This is a genomic window from Exiguobacterium sp. s140, assembly GCF_018617035.1.
Taxonomy (GTDB): Bacteria; Bacillota; Bacilli; order Exiguobacteriales; family Exiguobacteriaceae; genus Exiguobacterium; species Exiguobacterium profundum.
On record NZ_JACSJK010000001.1, the window covers coordinates 1 to 15,530 of the forward strand.

Genomic DNA, 15,530 nt, shown 5'->3' on the forward strand with positions numbered 1-15,530 from the left:
ATGCGCCGGACGATCGTCGAGAAGCTGCGTGCGACCTGGTCTCCGGAACAGATCGTCGGCCGCCTCTACACAGGAATAATTGCCTTCTCTACCATCTACCGTTGGATCTATGCGGGACGGATCGACGTGCCCCAGACCGTGCTCCGCCAGAAGGGGAAACGTCAAAATCCGACCGAGACGCGCGGGCGCATCAACATCGGACTCCCCATCTCGAAACGACCGCCAGAGGTCAAGGAGCGCCGGACATTCGGGCATTGGGAGCTCGACACCGTCGTCTCCGGACGTGGGAAATCGAAGGCATGCGTCGCGACGTTCATCGAACGGAAGAGCCGGTTCTATCTCGTCCTGCCGATCGCGGACCGCACCGCGGCCTCGATGGAGGGGGCGATCCATGCGGTGAACGGCGCCTTCCCGGAAGGCACGTTCGAGACGGCGAACTCGCGGACGCGCTCGCCAAAATCAACGGGCGACCGAGGAAATGCCTGAACTGGAGAACCGCACACGAGATCTTCACTGAGGAAGTGTTGCGCTTAATTTGCCAAACTGTCGAAAGTATAAAATGGAAATTCGTTAAAAATATAATTTTCATATGGTAATTTAATCTCTTTATTGCCATACTTTAAAAAACATGATTCAATTTTCAGGAGGATAATTATATATGAATAAGAAAATTCTAAACGGCATAATGATTTTTGGTCTAACGTCAGTACTAGTTGGATGTGGGGATGAGGCAAGTGACCATGAAGGTCAAATAAAAATTCCTACATCTGCTAGCTATTATGAAGGCGAAAACTATAAAGAAGTGATGGCTGACCTTGAAAAAAGTGGATTTAAAGATATAAAAACAAAAGCAATCGAGGACTTAGTTACCGGTTGGATTACAAAAGATGGAGAAATTGAAGAAGTTTCTATAGGTGGGAAAACTGATTACTCTGAAGGACAATGGGTTGCGGAGGATGAAGAAATTATCATCACATACCATACATTTGAAAATGATGAATCAAGTGAGAGCAACCGTTCTAAAGATGAGAAAGATAGTTCAGGAAATGATGAAGAGGTTGAAGAGGTAACTGAAGAAGAACCCGAAACTCTTACGAGAGATAATAGTAAAGAATTAAATGCTGTATTGAGCGTAGATTTCGAGTCGGATCCGTTGCTTCAAGATTTTGCAAAAGAGTATGAAGGTAGATTGATTGAATTTGATGCGCACACTGCATACGTAAATAAACACGGAAGTTATGATACTCGATTCGACTATTTGATACTTGTAGGAGACTATACTGAAGGAGAAACACCAGGTCCTAATTTTCAGCTCCGTGATGTGAATTATAATGATTTAAATTTAACTGGCGAAAATATTCCAGACCCTTTTGGAATTGGTCATAATATACGCATTACTGCTGAAGTAATTGAGTATGAAGAGGCATCTAATTTATTTTTAATTGATCCGGTTTCAATCCAAATGAGATAATTGTGATTCTGTTGAATATGTAGATTCAGGAGGAATTCGATGAAACAATATACGATGCGAAACCGTAACGTCCCGCTTTCCCTGCATGACGCGGTCATCACGGAAGCGACTTTTATGGGTTCGACAATCCGTCTCGTTTATGCGGATGGGATCCGTGACTTGTTCAAGAAAGAAGCGGTATGGACGGGACGTGCCGTCGTGACCATCTCTAACGTAGACCGGGATTCTTCGTCGCTCGTCCGCTTCGGTGAATCCACTTATTCGGTATGTCCGATCGAACAATTGGGTCAGTTTGTTAAAATGGGGCGCTTCGAAATCATCGATGAACTGTACGGATATCGGCAACTGTTGTTCCGCTGCATGTGGTTGACGGATACGACATGTGAGACGGTGGAGTTGAATCTTTCCCATGCAAGCGAGCTCGTCATTCGATGGGAAGACGAGTCGGTCGAAGCGATGTATGAATCTGAATCATTTTGAGGAAAGTGTGAGACCGATATGATTGGCGACCGCTCGCGCAACATCTTGTTTTGAGAGGTGATCCGTTATAATTTTTTCTGCATGGATTTCAGATTGAAATGCGGACTGGCAGCGATCAATCTGCGCTTTCCCCCAAGAGTTGAACCATTCGAAACGTTTATTCAATCGTTTCACGAGCGTCTGTCGATTCGCTTCAAGGATGAGGTGACGTACGTCTACGCCGTCCCGCTGAAGTCGACCGATGATTTCATCTACATACGTTGCGTCCACCAGTGTCATCGGAACGAGGATGACCCCATCGAAAGACGTGGCAATCTTCGACAGCATTCGATAGTTGAACTCCCTCCACTCCGGATGGTGCTGAAAATCGGGCTGTTGAAGACTTTTCGGCAATTGGTCTCGAATGAAAAATCCGGCTTGCTCCGGGTCGTAGAGAAACGCATTCGGCAACTGTTTCTCAAGTAGCTTGGCACAGGTCGTCTTGCCCGAACCGAATGCGCCGTTAATCCATAAAATCATTGTTATCATCCTTTCGTGTTTATATTCTCTATGACTACAATGGAGTCCTACAAAAAATACCCCATAGTAGCGGAATTCGAATTCCATCTACTATGGGGTATTGTCATGCTGTCTTAGGATTAGGTGATTCTGTTTCTCGTAACGCACCGACTTGTTTGTATTCTTCGGTATCGGTCCACAGCTCGTCTTTCAACGGGTTGAGACGTCGTTTCATAATACGTGATACCTGCATGACGGCGAGCGCAACATTGAGGGCAAGACTGATGAGTGCAAGCGTCCAGTTTGCTGCCGGATTATATGAGACGCTCACATTGAACGTACTACCGACCGCAAAGAAGTAAGGGAAGGTCATGACCCACATCATCCAAATCGAGAGTGTTTGGGCACGGTTTTGCATCCATGTTCCTTTCGCCCAAAGGAGGGCAGGGATGGTTGCGGCAATGTTCAACGCAAATCCGGAATAAAATGCGTTACCCGGTGCACACGAATAGACGTAGGAAATGTTCCAAATCCCATATGCGATGATCCACAATTTCGTTTGGTCCGGCCAAATCATATCGACTCGCTTACCGGACGTCGCAAAGATCCCAAACCAGCCACAGATCGTGAGGATGTTCAAAATTCCGGCGAAGGCGTTGACGTAGTTCCACCCACCGGAGATGTAATTCATACCGTCGACGACTCCGTTGAATCCCATGAAGCCGACTTGAAACTCCCGTATAACGGCCTCCAGGATATTAATGGCAAGAATGGCCGGGACGAGTACTAAATACCAAGGATGTTTCTTATGGTAGTTCGTGAAGCGGATGACCATGTAGATGAGCGCGCCGGCGAGTGCCGAATACACCTTCACCCAATGGAACCATGACGTGATTTCCGAATCGACGACAAACAACCAGATTGGAGTCAGTGCGATCGGTAACGCCATGAACATAAGTTGGCTCGCCCGTTTACCAGAACGGACGAACTCGTTAAACCCCATCAGCAGTCCAAGGACGACGAACCACATGACGACGTTATACCAAGGCATTGATTCGAAGAAAAACATAACATGACACTCCTTTCGAAAATGAGATAAACAGAAATAAATGCAATGACTAAACATACCGAACGTTCGTTATGTTTATGTGAAAAGTGTAACAAACTATTATAAGCGCTGTCAATAGGGGGTGGGAGCTCACATGGAAGTGTCGAAAGTTTGCCACATCATTATGGTATAATGAGCGTTGAAAACAGAGGAGGGTGCGAGATGATGATGAACGAAGGAAAGTTGAAAATCTTACAAGCTGCGCGTGAAATCATCGTCGAACAGGGCATCAAAGGCACGACGCTCCGAGGGATTGCGGAGCGGGCCGGATTCAGTACGGGTGCGATTTATCATTACTACACGTCTAAAGAGGCGATTCTATATGACGTGATGGACGAGGGGCTCGGTGAGGTAAAACGCATTGAGACCGTCTCCCATGACGATCGAAAGGAAGCGGCGGTGATTATTCAGGAAATCTATGAAGGTATGCAGGAGCGCCTTCAAAAAGATGCGGAGAGCCGACTTCAATTTTATCTCGCCCACGAAGCGATGATTGGCAATGAGGACATCGAACAAAAGTTCAGAGAGAAATATCAAGACTGGATTACACGGATTGAGGCGATCTTTGTACGGGCTTACGGAGTCGAGCAAGGGCCGATGACTCAGGCGGTCGCCACATGGACGATGGCCGGGATTGACGGGATGGTGCTCCAGACGCTACTTCGCACGGGAACGATTGAACCGGAATACACGAATCGTGTGCTTCATTACTTATTGACCGAAGGATTCCCGCACTTTTTTCAACTCATTCGCTCGAAAGAAACGGATCATGAGTAATGTCAGTTGATACAATCCGACGGACATAATAGAATAGATGAGTGATTTTGTTGGACTGTATGGATGAAAGGAACTGATTTTACGATGAAAGAAAACTTTTGGCGCGACCTTCCGCGTCCGTTCTTTATACTTGCCCCGATGGAAGATGTGACCGATGTCGTCTTCCGTCATGTCGTCGCCCACGCGGGACGCCCGGACGTCTTCTTCACAGAATTCGCGAACTCGGACAGCTATTGCCATCCGGAAGGAAAAGGTAGCCTCCGTGGTCGTTTGACGTTCACTGAGGACGAACAGCCGATGGTCGCCCACATCTGGGGAGACAATCCGGAATATTTCCGTCAAATGAGTATCGGGATGGCCGAGATGGGCTATAAAGGACTCGATATCAATATGGGTTGCCCGGTCCCGAACGTGGCGAAACGTGGGAAGGGGAGCGGTCTTATTCTCCGTCCGGAAGTTGCGGCTGAGCTCATTCAAGCAGCAAAAGCCGGTGGTCTCCCTGTCAGCGTCAAAACGCGACTCGGCTACGCGAAGCTCGATGAGTGGCGTGACTGGTTGACGCATCTCTTGAAACAAGACATCGCCAACTTGTCGATTCACTTGCGCACGCGCAATGAGATGAGTAAAGTCGACGCGCACTGGGAAATGATCCCGGACATCGTGAAGTTGCGGGACGAGATCGCCCCGGATACGCTCATCACCATCAACGGGGACATCCTCGACCGTCAAATGGGACTCGAGCTCGTTGAAAAATACGGGGTCGATGGTGTCATGATCGGTCGCGGGATTTTCAAGAACCCGTTCGCGTTCGAGAAAGAGCCACGCGAGCACTCGATGGAAGAACACCTTGATCTATTGCGTCTGCAACTGGACCTTCAGGATAAATTCCAAGAAGACGTGCCGCGTTCGATTTCGAACTTGCACCGTTTCTTCAAGATTTATGTCAAAGGATTCCGTGGGGCGAGCGAGCTACGCCATAACTTGATGGAAACGAAATCGACGGATGAGGTACGAGCGTTACTCGATGCCTTTGTCGAGAAATATCATGAAGAAGAGGCAGCGCTGGCTGCTGAATAAGCTTACTGGATACGAGGCATACTCGTATCTTTTTTTTGCAGGAAAAGTCATTTACGGGACGAATGAAAAGAAAGAGAATTAAAAAGGAGGGAGAGCGGATGCTACACGTTCAAGGACAACATTTGGTCAATACGACAGGAGACGTTGTTCGGTTGCGTGGTTTCACGTTGACGGCCTTATATTGGGAGCCGACACAAGTGGTCACGGAACTGTATCCGACGGATGAGCCATATCGTGTCATGCGAGAAGTGGGAGCGAATGTTGTTCGTCTCACGTTCCACGCTCGCTTGATCGAACGTGAACCGTTTGTAGAGGAAACAGCCGGTCTCGAATGGTTAGATCGACAACTTGATTTCGCTCAAACAAACGGATTGTACGTCATTCTTTGCCTCATTTTGCCGCCGGGAGCGGACTGGATGGACGATCGTCCTGAACCAGATTATTCTCTTTGGAGCGATCTGTCGAAACAGGAACGATTTCGTTGGATTTGGCGGACTTTACTGACACGTTATAAAGGAACGACACGTGGCGAGGCGATTGCAGCGTTCGACTTGTTCAATGCTCCTGCTACGATTGATGGGACTGGAGAGGCATATCGTCAATTACTACAGACGACTGTAGACGAATTATATGCTCTCGACTCGCGCCGTATTTTCATTGTCGCGCCATGTTATGGTACGAATGGTATGAAACACGACGACCTATCGAGAGAGTGGATTTTGTTAGATAATCCGAATGTGATGTATGACCTTCACTTTTACGATCCTTTTTCGTATACCCACCAGTATGCGGAGTGGGTTGGTGTTCATGAAGAGGGTGGCGTTTATCCGGATCGCTCTCTGTTGGAGTCTACACTGGAAGGCGATATGCCACGCGATCAATCCTATCTTGCCCGACAGCTCGAACCACTTCTTCATTTACGAGTGATGCATGAGGTCCCGATTTTCATCAGCGAGTTCGGTTTGATTCATCATTGTTTTGAAGATGGACGAGGCGGTTTGGCTTATGTGAATGATTTCATCATATTATTAAATGAAGCGGGCATCGGTTTTACCTATTGGGACTTTCAGTCGACAGTCATGGGACTGTTTCGTTCAGATGCCCGATTATCGCTTATGCAATCGGATCTTCAACCTGATCTTGCCCTTACATTATTTAAAACATAATCTTGTTTGCGATGGATGCAGACAGGATTTTATTGATTTATAGACCAAAATAGGATATTTTTGATATATCGGATGACGATATAACGAAACACGATATAAAGGAGTAGGATACGTGACACAACAGTCGAGTACAGGCGCATTAACCGAGGCCGTTTATTATATATTGTTGTCTCTTCAAGTCCCGAGACATGGGTATGGGATGATGCAATTCGTTCAAGAATTGAGCGATGGGCGGGTTCAACTCGCCCCAGGTACGTTATACGGCGCCCTCAGTAGTCTGGTAGAGCGAGGATGGATTCAGGCGCTCGAAGGTACGGGGCGGAAGAAAGAGTATGAAATCACGGCAACTGGTCGAGAGGCACTTCGGTCGGAATTAAGGCGACTAGAAGAACTGGTGCAGCACGGACATGAATGGACGAAGGAGTTGGACACATGAAGACGAAAACGATCTATCGCATCTTTGTTGATTATGAGAAGGAAGAGAAGTGGCTCAACGAGATGGCTCAAAGCGGATGGGCACTCGAATCCTTTCGTTTGATGCGATATGTGTTCAAACAAGTCGAACCTGGGACGTTCACCTACCGAATCGAATTGTTGTCTAACTTACCTTCTCACACCGAGTCGAAGGCGTATATGGCATTCTTAGATGAGGTTGGAGTCGAAGTGGTCGATACGTCGTATCGGTGGATCTTTTTACGAAAACGAACGAGTGACGGACCGTTCCAATTATATTCGGATTTTGATTCGATGATTCAGCGAGAAAAACGAATCATCCAACTATATGGCGCAGTGCTAGCCGCCAACTTTGTTGTGGTGGTAGCGAATCTTTCCAATCCATATGCGCAGTGGACCGTCCTATTGAACATAGCTGTCGTCGCGATGTTGGCTTATGCGGTACAGCATCATACTCGGAAAGTCAGGACACTAAAAGGTCTCAAAACGATTGGAGAGATGAAGTCGTCAGATTGAGCGCATGGTTAGGAGGAGCAAGATGGATTCACCAGAATGGAAAGACTGTATCATTTGTTTCGGATTGATTGCGGGAACGACACTCGGTGTGGTTCTCTCGTTCTTCTTCGATATCGAGCTGGTATATGGGATTGCGAGCGGGGCGATGATTGGCTACATTGGCGGGCTTGTCGTATCGATTTGGAAGCAATGATGAATCAGGATATCATTCCTCGTCTAGATGACGAGGTTTTTTAACTAAATCAGGCGAGAAATCTCCCTCCTCTAAGCGTCTCGGGGCGTAGCCCGGCGTAGGTGGAAGATGAATCGCCCGGTCCAAACGTCTTTTCCCCCTGTGACAGATATGACGAACAAAAGTTCGTGATTCCGTCAGATTCTCCCTCCCCTTCCGCGGGTATCGGACGAGGAGGACACATCACGATCTGCTGGAGGGAGGAGGGACGGACATGCTGAAAGGCTATAAATACAGGCTCCACCCAACGCAGGCACAGGCCGAGTTCCTGGTCCGGACAATCGGCTGCGCCCGGTTCATCTACAACAAACTGCTCGAGGACCGCATCGCCATCCGCGAGGAGGCGAAAGCGGGGAACGGAGCGAGACGGAAACCGGCGACACCCGCCTCCTACAAGCCCCTGTTCCCGTTCCTCGCCGAGGCGGACAGCCTCGCGCTCGCGAACGCGAAACTGAACCTCGACACCGCGTTCGCGAAGTTCTTCGCCGGGACGGGCGGCTTCCCGAACTTCAAATCGAGACGACGGTCGCGCGCCTCCTACACGACGAACAACCAGCATGGCACGATCCGCATCGAGGCGGGCAAAGTCCGTCTGCCGAAGGTCGGGTTCGTGCGGTTCACACAACATCGCCCGTTCGAGGGCGTCATCCGGTCGGCGACGGTCTCGATGACCAAGACAGGCAAGTTCTTTGTCTCCATCCTCGTCAAACAGGACGATGCACCATGGATTCCAGCCGAGAACAAGGTCGGGATCGATCTCGGCCTGGAACATTTCGCCGTCATGACGAACGACGCGATGGTCTCGGAGAAGGTCGACAACCCTCGCTTTCTCCGAAAATCTGAGGCGAAGGTCAAGAAGGCGCAACGGGCGCTGTCGCGAAAGAAGATCGGAAGCAAGAACCGTGAAAAAGCAAAATTACTTTTGGCTAAGAAACACGAAAAGATTGCCAACCAACGCAAGGACTTCCTTCATAAGCTGTCGAGACGGATCGTTGACGAGAACCAAGTCATCGTCGTGGAGACATTGAAGTCGAAGGATATGATGCAAAACCATAAGCTCGCCAAGTTCATCGGGGATGTCAGTTGGTACGAGTTCGTCCGTCAACTCGAATACAAATCAAACTTCTACGGACGGAAGCTCATCAAGGCGGATCAATGGTTCGCATCGACGCAGATCTGTTCTTCTTGCGGCGTAAAAGGCGAGAAGAAGGCGATGGATGTCCGTGAATGGACGTGTACCTGTGGCGCGCATCATGACCGAGACATCAACGCGAGCATCAACCTATTGATGTTGGCCGACTGACAACCATTCAGGGCAGGGACTGCCCGACGAGCTTGGTAAACAACCGTGGCTGGTAAGAGCACGGTCTTCCCAAGAAGCTCCCCCTTCAATTTGCGAAGCAAATAAGTGGCGAGTAGTTCACTAGATTGTGACGGATGATATGAGATTGGGATCTATAGGTATAGAGGGATTATACGAAGGGGGTAACTGGATGGATGACCAGGTCATCATCGATTGGTACTGGGAACGATCGGAGTATGCAATTGTCGCGACGAAGAAGAAATACGGAAGCTATTGTCATCGTGTTTCTTATAATATTCTACAGAATCGCGAAGACACAGAGGAGTGTTTGAACGATTTATATATGAAAGCGTGGGAGTCGATCCCGCCGACACGTCCGCTTCGACTCGGAGCGTATTTGACGAAGATCGTGCGAAATCTCGCACTACAGCGTTATAAGAAGAATCATGCAAAAAAACGTGGCAGTGGGGAAGTACCGCTCGTCTATGAAGAACTAGAACATGTCCTTACGGAATCGATGAAAGACGAAGACCTCGTCGACGTGTTGAATGAATTTCTAGCAAACCTACCTCGACTGACAAGGGTGATGTTCATGCAACGTTATTTCTATTTACACTCGATTCAAGAAATCGCAACGACACACGAGCTCGGGGAGAGCCATGTCAAAATGACCTTGAAGCGCACGCGGGATGCGTTACAGCGAGCGCTTGAAGCAGAAGGAGTTCGTGTATGAAAAATGACCAGATCCTTCGACTACTCGGTGAAGTCGATGACCGGTATATAGAGGAATCGATGATGATAGAGCGAAAACCTTATCAACGACTGAAATGGGGAGGGGGACTTCTCGTTGCGATCGCTGCGGGGTTCATGCTCTTCACATCGAATGTCTGGAACGAACGCATCCTATTATCTACGGATTCCACTGCGAATTCCGTTCACATTGTCGACCAATCAAAAGTGACATCAGATATTTCCAAGGAAAATATGATGGACATGACCGAGGATGAACTCTTTTCGAAATGGAATCCGGTCGTGGTCCGAGGAACGGTCACGAACATTCGACATATCGAGATTGATTTCAACGGAGAGACCGAATATCAGTCACTTATTACGATACACGTATCCAATGTGTATCGTGGGGATGTACAAGTCGGGAAAGATTTGATTGTTCGTGCTGATGCCATCAAGGAAACCGGACAGACAACAGATGCGTCCGTTATCTCGCACGTGAAACAAGGCATGGAAGGGATTTTCATGCCGATTCCATACGATGACGAGTTTGTCTGGGAACAAAATGATGCCACGCTCCGATTGAAAGACATTGCCGATTACGGTTTTCCGGATGGGGAACGCTATCTGTTTTTAGATACGCCGAACGGACTCTTGTTCGAGAGGGATGCTCACCCGTCCTTACAAGGTTTGGACTCACTCGATGAAGTAGAGCACTGGATGATGACGCGATTTTCAGAATAATGGAGAACTCAAATCGATAAGGGGGAAATGGATATGGAACGGAAGATTACCGTTAAAGGGACAGGGAACGTCTCATCTCGACCGGATTTGATTGTGATTCACATGGACCTCGTCTCGAAAGCGCCACGGTACGAAGATACGATGACCGAGGCGGCAAGTGCGGTGTCCCATCTTCAAAAAGCCATCACGCGTGCTGGTTTTGACAAGACGGACCTCAAAACGAGTGACTTTTCGATCGATACGGAATACGAGAGCTATCGCGATCGAGATGAGAATTATCGGTCGCGGTTTGTCGGATATGTCTGTAAACAGAAAACGAAGCTCGAATTTGCGCTCGATACGTCTAAACTATCGGACGTCATCGAACAAATCAGTCAATCTCGGGCAAATCCGAAACTCTCCATTCGCTTCACGATGAAAGACCCGAATGCGATCGAGGATCAGCTATTGGTGAGTGCCGCGGAGAATGCGAGGAAACGAGCAGAGCTTCTTGCGAAAGGAGCAGGCGCTGAACTCGGAGACTTGCTTCAAATTGACTACACATGGGGAGAGATTCATCTGTTCTCGCCTACAAACGTCCTCTATAGTCAGGACGTCGTCTATTCGGAATCACGAATGCCTGAACTTGAGCCAGATGACATTGATGTCAGTGATTCGGCCACATTCGTCTGGAGTCTCAAATGAGGCGACTGATTTTCTTGATGCTCCTTTCACTCTCGATTGCGCTGCCCGTATCCGCTCTCTCTTGGGCCTATACGTTTGTCGTGTTCGATCGAAACGCATATGAAGTGCTTGACACAACAATCGAAGAGGATGCACTCGGTGACGTGATCGGTGAAGTGGAGACAGTGGTCAATGATGAGACGGGACGTTACTACGGGAATGCTTCGAACGGATATCCGATTGGGACGGTGTACCGTGAAGTCGACGGGGAGTCTGTGGAAGACGTCATTGCAGTTGAGGACGGTTCGGAGTGGAAACGAGCGGAATATCGATTCGAAGCACCGTATCATTCACGTGATTTTATCACCTTCTTCGGCTATTTGCTGCTCGGGATGGGCATCATCATGATAAGTTGGTCGTTCTTCAAGCGAAGTTCGCTGTACCAAAAAGAAGCATGAACGAACGTGGAAATGGGAACGGGAATAAAGAAAGGTTCGGTAAAGGGGGATTTATCATGAACATCTTGATTATTTTTGACTCACTATATGGTCATACTGAAAAGATTGCCCATGCGATGCAGGAAGAACTGTCGAAAGACCATGAGGCACGCATGGAACATGTGTTGAACATTGGATTAGGCGACTTGGCACATGTCGACCTGGTCATCATCGGCTCACCGACACATGGGGGATACGAAACGGAAGACATCAAAGTGTTTTTGGATGGAATCTCGGACAATGCGTTACGAGGGAAACGGACGGCTGCCTTTGACACGAGTGTCGTCAAAGAGAAACAGAATCCGATTCTTGGTAAAATCATCGATTGGTTCGGTCATGCCGTCAATCGAGTCGAAGGGGAAATGATTGAAAAAGGGGCGACGGATGTCCAGAAAGAGTCGTTCCTCGTCGATGGGACGACGGAGATGTTGAAGGAAGGCGAACTCGAACGCGCGAAAGCGTGGGCGCGGGAGTTGGTCGGATAATACACGAAACGCATTCTGAAAACAGAGTGCGTTTTTTCTTGAAGCGGACGAGAAGAAATGAAAAGCGGGTAAATATATAGTATTCAACTCTTCAGAGAGGAAGCTGGTTGTGATGAAAAAAATGGAACGGGATGTATTAGTCGGTTGGATTGTCGTCGTGCTTGTCCTCTTGATGCATTTTCTGATCACCGTGTCTCTCGGCAACTCGTACTTTGCTGAAAGTTCGTTGAATCGAATGTTGTGGCTCTCGAGTTTTCCTGCATTCTTGATCGCATTCGTCGCAGCCTTCTTCCAAAAAACGAACACCGTCTTCCTAGCGGTTCGTCGTGGGCTATTGTGGACCATCGAGTTGATGGTCGCCTTCACCATTCTCGCTTGGGTGTTCCGTTCTTTCGAAGGACTGTATGCGAATGCGGGGCTCTATTGGTTATTCGGTGCCGTTTTAATTGGGCCGATCTTTTATATGATGGCATTCCGACGTCAACATTCGAAACGAATCCGCACCCCTTGATTGAAATGTTTCCTCTCAAAGGAGGCGTTTTTAGATTGCCTCAGGATGGGAAAGGATAGAGAGAAGAGAGATTGGAGGAGAGTGCGATGAGCCAGTATTTTTCATCATCTTACGAAGAGTCGCGAGAGAAGTTCTTGAATTTACTGTCTGAAGTGAAGCGATTTTATCCGAAAGCGGAGTTGTTGACACACTCGATCGGGGACGAGAGTATCGACGTCATTTTAGGAGAACCGAAACGAGAGCGGAAAGCGATGATTCTCATGACGATCGGGGAACATGGGATTGAAGGGTATGCGGGCGCCGCGGTGACCCATCAATTCGTTCAGACGCAACTCGCGCATGTCCGTCATGAAACGACGGGGATTTGTCTTATTCATGCAGTCAATCCATGGGGGATGAAACACTTTCGACGTGTCAATGAACACAATGTCGATTTGAACCGAAATTACGTCATTGATCGTGAAGCGGTCCCGTATAACGTGAACCGTGAATATGAGCTGATGCGCCATCTCTTCGTACCGGACGGAGTAATTGACGACTACCATGAGGCGCGTGAACAGATCTATTCATTTCTCGGCTCTGGAATTAAGCTTGATGGCTTCAAAGCGATGAGTGAAGCAAAAGGGATGGGGCAATATCAATTCCCGAAAGGTGTGTATTACGGGGGAGAAGAAGACGAACCGTCTGCCATCTTTTTAAAAGGGATTCAACATGATTTACTTGAGCGCTACGGAAAAGTCGTCCATCTCGATTGGCATACCGCACTCGGACCGACGAACGAGGTCACGATGGTCATCAGCAAACGGGACGGTCGCACGGAAGATGAGCTAAAACAAGCGTACGGTCTCGACAACGTCAACGTGTATGACCCGGACGAGGTACTCGGAGATTCGACGAATCATTTTTACTACGTGCGCGATACAGAGTACCCGGACAAGGGGCTCGTTTCTGCTTTATTTGAATTCGGTACGTTTGGGACGTCGACAAAAGCGTCCATCCGTGAATTTTTAACGATTATTTTAGAGAACCGGCTGTACTTTGAAGGAACAAAGGACCCTGAGGCACGTAACGGGATTCGAAACGAATTCATGGCGATGTTCTATCCGGAAAACGCGGATTGGCGAGAAGCTGTTTTACGAGAAGGAGCGAAAGCCGTTGAAGGTTATTTAAGAGGTGAAGCGCTCTGGTGCGACACATGAGAGGGTTTCTCGAAGCCGGAACAGGGAACAATGAGGTTGTGAGTGTTTTCGCTAAATAATGACTGTGGAGGTTGGATGATGGGATATATTACTGCACATGACGGTACAAATCTATACGTAGAGGATGTCGGGTCTGGGGAACCGATCGTCTTCTTACACGGCTGGCCAGCAAACAACAATATGTTCGAGTATCAGAAGAATGCGCTCGTCGAAGCGGGATATCGCTACATCGGCATTGACTTCAGAGGATACGGGAAATCTGATGCCCCGGCGACGGGATATGACTATGAGACGATGGCATCTGATGTGCATATGGTCGTTTACGGACTTGGCTTAAAAAACTTCACGCTCGTCGGTTTTTCAATGGGTGGGGCGATTGCAGTTCGCTACGCAGCCGACTATAAAGAGGATGGTCTGAAAAAGTTAGTGTTAGCGGGAGCTGCGGCACCAATCTTTACACAGCGTGCAGATTATCCATATGGAATGACAACGGACGAAGTCGACGCGTTGATTGACGATACACGGGCCGACCGACCGAAGATGCTCGAAGGGTTCGGGGAAATCTTCTTCGAGAAAGAACATTCGAAACCGATGCAAAACTGGTTCCACCATCTCGCGCTCGTCGCGTCGAGCCATGGGACGATTGCCTCGGCACAGACGTTACGTGACGAAGATTTGCGAGATGCCCTGCCGAAAATTGATGTCGAGACGTTGATCATCCATGGAGTACATGACAAAATCTGTCCTTTCGCATTCGCCGAGCAGATGGAGCAAGGCATCTCGAACGCGCGAATCGAGCGATTTGAAGAGAGTGGACACGGTATGGTGCTGGATGAACGAGAGAAATTTAACGATACGTTGCTGCAGTTTGTTCAATAATCGATGGCCTCCGAATCGGGGGCTTTTTGTATGTCGATAAGGGTAAGAACCAACAAAAACGGGTATAATTCAATTGGAGTTCCCTTCCATTTTTTGAATCACTGAAACATCGCTGTGACTAGAGTCACGATGTTTTTTTGTGTTGTTTTGGAGAAAGGGGGATAAAACCAGATTAGAACATGGATTTAGTTCAACCTGTCCTACCATTCATGGTACAATAGCGGGGTGGATTAACAGATTGAGGAGAGATTTAAATGAATATCGCTTTCTTTTTATATCCGAAAGAAGACGTCAAATATTTGGACCCCGAATCAACGGTACGACAAGCACTTGAAAAGATGAAGCATCATCGATTCACGTCTGTCCCACTCGTTTCGGAGAACGGATTTTACGCCGGGACGATGACAGAGGGGGATTTACTCTGGGCACTCGCAGAACAGCTTCGCGGGGAAGAAGACTATGAAAAAGTGCTCCGGACACGTCTAAAAGACATCAAGCAACGCGTTCGCTATAAGCCGGTCTCGATTACGGCACAAATTGAAGAGCTCGTCGATGCGATCACGGACCAAAACTTCGTGCCGGTCGTCGATGATGGGAAGTATTTCATCGGCATCATCCGACGCCGTGACATCATCGAGTATTACTCGACAAAGTTGAAACAATTGGAGAATGAAGTCAGATAATGAACAAGCCAGAACCGACTTACGGTTCTGGCTTGTTTTACGTTTCTTTCAGCTTCGTT

General features: G+C 48.2%; 20 protein-coding genes and 1 pseudogene. 19 read left to right on the forward strand and 2 right to left on the reverse strand.

Translation table 11 applies throughout. The features are described from left to right. The 3 genes and pseudogenes from KNO61_RS00005 to KNO61_RS00015 all read left to right on the forward strand — a co-directional run. Positions 1-536 (forward strand): annotated as a pseudogene (locus KNO61_RS00005) (IS30 family transposase); the annotation flags it as partial. A gap of 122 nt (positions 537-658) precedes the next feature. After that, positions 659-1,471, forward strand: a complete 813-nt coding sequence (locus KNO61_RS00010; protein ID WP_214872432.1) for a DUF4839 domain-containing protein — start codon at positions 659-661, stop codon at positions 1,469-1,471. Between the two features lie 39 nt (positions 1,472-1,510). Then, entirely contained in the window at positions 1,511-1,951 is a 441-nt protein-coding gene (locus KNO61_RS00015) for a hypothetical protein (RefSeq protein WP_214872433.1), read from the forward strand. Here KNO61_RS00015 and KNO61_RS00020 read toward each other — a convergent pair. Further along, complete coding sequence (locus KNO61_RS00020; RefSeq protein ID WP_214872435.1) at positions 1,943-2,470, reverse strand: AAA family ATPase; 528 nt, start codon at positions 2,468-2,470, stop codon at positions 1,943-1,945. The genes KNO61_RS00015 and KNO61_RS00020 overlap by 9 nt on opposite strands. A gap of 103 nt (positions 2,471-2,573) precedes the next feature. Further along, entirely contained in the window at positions 2,574-3,518 is a 945-nt protein-coding gene (locus KNO61_RS00025; protein ID WP_214872436.1) for a DUF5692 family protein, read from the reverse strand. Between the two features lie 201 nt (positions 3,519-3,719). Between KNO61_RS00025 and KNO61_RS00030 the strand changes: the two genes are divergently transcribed. From KNO61_RS00030 to KNO61_RS00105, 16 genes are all read left to right on the forward strand, one after another. Continuing rightward, a complete protein-coding gene (locus KNO61_RS00030) occupies positions 3,720-4,334 on the forward strand; it encodes a TetR/AcrR family transcriptional regulator (RefSeq protein ID WP_214690597.1) in 615 nt (204 codons plus the stop codon). Positions 4,335-4,418: 84 nt separating this feature from the next. Next, positions 4,419-5,411 (forward strand): tRNA dihydrouridine synthase, encoded by a 993-nt coding sequence (locus KNO61_RS00035; protein WP_371816580.1) that lies wholly within the window; start codon positions 4,419-4,421, stop codon positions 5,409-5,411. Between the two features lie 98 nt (positions 5,412-5,509). Further along, the gene (locus KNO61_RS00040; RefSeq protein WP_214814076.1) at positions 5,510-6,577 is read left to right on the forward strand and encodes a glycoside hydrolase family 5 protein; all 1,068 of its coding nucleotides are present in this window, start codon (positions 5,510-5,512) and stop codon (positions 6,575-6,577) included. 112 nt (positions 6,578-6,689) lie between these two features. Next, complete coding sequence (locus tag KNO61_RS00045) at positions 6,690-7,013, forward strand: PadR family transcriptional regulator (protein WP_214814079.1); 324 nt, start codon at positions 6,690-6,692, stop codon at positions 7,011-7,013. Then, positions 7,010-7,546 (forward strand): DUF2812 domain-containing protein, encoded by a 537-nt coding sequence (locus KNO61_RS00050; protein ID WP_214814081.1) that lies wholly within the window; start codon positions 7,010-7,012, stop codon positions 7,544-7,546. The genes KNO61_RS00045 and KNO61_RS00050 overlap by 4 nt, the downstream gene beginning before the upstream one ends. A 22-nt stretch (positions 7,547-7,568) precedes the next feature. After that, positions 7,569-7,739, forward strand: coding sequence for a hypothetical protein (locus KNO61_RS00055; RefSeq protein WP_214683764.1), 171 nt, complete (start codon positions 7,569-7,571; stop codon positions 7,737-7,739). 253 nt (positions 7,740-7,992) lie between these two features. Next, complete coding sequence (tnpB, locus tag KNO61_RS00060; protein ID WP_214814084.1) at positions 7,993-9,081, forward strand: IS200/IS605 family element RNA-guided endonuclease TnpB; 1,089 nt, start codon at positions 7,993-7,995, stop codon at positions 9,079-9,081. A gap of 190 nt (positions 9,082-9,271) precedes the next feature. Continuing rightward, positions 9,272-9,814 carry an RNA polymerase sigma factor gene (locus KNO61_RS00065; RefSeq protein ID WP_214814086.1) on the forward strand — a complete coding sequence of 181 codons (543 nt, stop codon included), beginning with the start codon at positions 9,272-9,274 and terminating at the stop codon, positions 9,812-9,814. Further along, on the forward strand, positions 9,811-10,554 hold the full coding sequence (locus KNO61_RS00070; protein ID WP_214814088.1) for a hypothetical protein: 744 nt from the start codon (positions 9,811-9,813) through the stop codon (positions 10,552-10,554). Before KNO61_RS00065 ends, KNO61_RS00070 begins: the two co-directional genes overlap by 4 nt. Before the next feature lie 33 nt (positions 10,555-10,587). Beyond that, positions 10,588-11,238, forward strand: a complete 651-nt coding sequence (locus tag KNO61_RS00075) for an SIMPL domain-containing protein (RefSeq protein ID WP_214683772.1) — start codon at positions 10,588-10,590, stop codon at positions 11,236-11,238. Next, complete coding sequence (locus KNO61_RS00080) at positions 11,235-11,675, forward strand: hypothetical protein (protein WP_214872438.1); 441 nt, start codon at positions 11,235-11,237, stop codon at positions 11,673-11,675. The genes KNO61_RS00075 and KNO61_RS00080 overlap by 4 nt, the downstream gene beginning before the upstream one ends. Before the next feature lie 56 nt (positions 11,676-11,731). Then, positions 11,732-12,199 carry a flavodoxin family protein gene (locus tag KNO61_RS00085; RefSeq protein ID WP_214872439.1) on the forward strand — a complete coding sequence of 156 codons (468 nt, stop codon included), beginning with the start codon at positions 11,732-11,734 and terminating at the stop codon, positions 12,197-12,199. A 112-nt stretch (positions 12,200-12,311) separates the two neighbouring features. Continuing rightward, positions 12,312-12,710, forward strand: a complete 399-nt coding sequence (locus KNO61_RS00090) for a hypothetical protein (protein WP_078147379.1) — start codon at positions 12,312-12,314, stop codon at positions 12,708-12,710. Positions 12,711-12,796: 86 nt separating this feature from the next. Beyond that, a complete protein-coding gene (locus tag KNO61_RS00095) occupies positions 12,797-13,909 on the forward strand; it encodes a M14 family metallopeptidase (protein ID WP_214872440.1) in 1,113 nt (370 codons plus the stop codon). A 75-nt stretch (positions 13,910-13,984) separates the two neighbouring features. Continuing rightward, a complete protein-coding gene (locus tag KNO61_RS00100; protein WP_214872894.1) occupies positions 13,985-14,788 on the forward strand; it encodes an alpha/beta fold hydrolase in 804 nt (267 codons plus the stop codon). A 254-nt stretch (positions 14,789-15,042) separates the two neighbouring features. Continuing rightward, complete coding sequence (locus KNO61_RS00105; protein WP_012727014.1) at positions 15,043-15,471, forward strand: CBS domain-containing protein; 429 nt, start codon at positions 15,043-15,045, stop codon at positions 15,469-15,471. Positions 15,472-15,530 lie beyond the last annotated feature (59 nt).

What these genes read in the sequence shown, in the direction of transcription:
- tnpB (WP_214814084.1), top strand. Translation starts at nt 7,993, where the DNA reads ATGCTGAAAGGCTATAAATACAGGCTCCACCCAACGCAGGCACAGGCC.
- KNO61_RS00070 (WP_214814088.1), top strand. Translation starts at nt 9,811, where the DNA reads ATGAAAAATGACCAGATCCTTCGACTACTCGGTGAAGTCGATGACCGG.
- KNO61_RS00105 (WP_012727014.1), top strand. Translation starts at nt 15,043, where the DNA reads ATGAATATCGCTTTCTTTTTATATCCGAAAGAAGACGTCAAATATTTG.
- KNO61_RS00030 (WP_214690597.1), top strand. Translation starts at nt 3,720, where the DNA reads ATGATGATGAACGAAGGAAAGTTGAAAATCTTACAAGCTGCGCGTGAA.
- KNO61_RS00085 (WP_214872439.1), top strand. Translation starts at nt 11,732, where the DNA reads ATGAACATCTTGATTATTTTTGACTCACTATATGGTCATACTGAAAAG.
- KNO61_RS00075 (WP_214683772.1), top strand. Translation starts at nt 10,588, where the DNA reads ATGGAACGGAAGATTACCGTTAAAGGGACAGGGAACGTCTCATCTCGA.
- KNO61_RS00010 (WP_214872432.1), top strand. Translation starts at nt 659, where the DNA reads ATGAATAAGAAAATTCTAAACGGCATAATGATTTTTGGTCTAACGTCA.
- KNO61_RS00035 (WP_371816580.1), top strand. Translation starts at nt 4,419, where the DNA reads ATGAAAGAAAACTTTTGGCGCGACCTTCCGCGTCCGTTCTTTATACTT.
- KNO61_RS00040 (WP_214814076.1), top strand. Translation starts at nt 5,510, where the DNA reads ATGCTACACGTTCAAGGACAACATTTGGTCAATACGACAGGAGACGTT.
- KNO61_RS00025 (WP_214872436.1), bottom strand. Translation starts at nt 3,518, where the DNA reads ATGTTTTTCTTCGAATCAATGCCTTGGTATAACGTCGTCATGTGGTTC.
- KNO61_RS00095 (WP_214872440.1), top strand. Translation starts at nt 12,797, where the DNA reads ATGAGCCAGTATTTTTCATCATCTTACGAAGAGTCGCGAGAGAAGTTC.
- KNO61_RS00055 (WP_214683764.1), top strand. Translation starts at nt 7,569, where the DNA reads ATGGATTCACCAGAATGGAAAGACTGTATCATTTGTTTCGGATTGATT.
- KNO61_RS00100 (WP_214872894.1), top strand. Translation starts at nt 13,985, where the DNA reads ATGATGGGATATATTACTGCACATGACGGTACAAATCTATACGTAGAG.
- KNO61_RS00015 (WP_214872433.1), top strand. Translation starts at nt 1,511, where the DNA reads ATGAAACAATATACGATGCGAAACCGTAACGTCCCGCTTTCCCTGCAT.
- KNO61_RS00050 (WP_214814081.1), top strand. Translation starts at nt 7,010, where the DNA reads ATGAAGACGAAAACGATCTATCGCATCTTTGTTGATTATGAGAAGGAA.
- KNO61_RS00090 (WP_078147379.1), top strand. Translation starts at nt 12,312, where the DNA reads ATGAAAAAAATGGAACGGGATGTATTAGTCGGTTGGATTGTCGTCGTG.
- KNO61_RS00080 (WP_214872438.1), top strand. Translation starts at nt 11,235, where the DNA reads ATGAGGCGACTGATTTTCTTGATGCTCCTTTCACTCTCGATTGCGCTG.
- KNO61_RS00065 (WP_214814086.1), top strand. Translation starts at nt 9,272, where the DNA reads ATGGATGACCAGGTCATCATCGATTGGTACTGGGAACGATCGGAGTAT.
- KNO61_RS00020 (WP_214872435.1), bottom strand. Translation starts at nt 2,470, where the DNA reads ATGATTTTATGGATTAACGGCGCATTCGGTTCGGGCAAGACGACCTGT.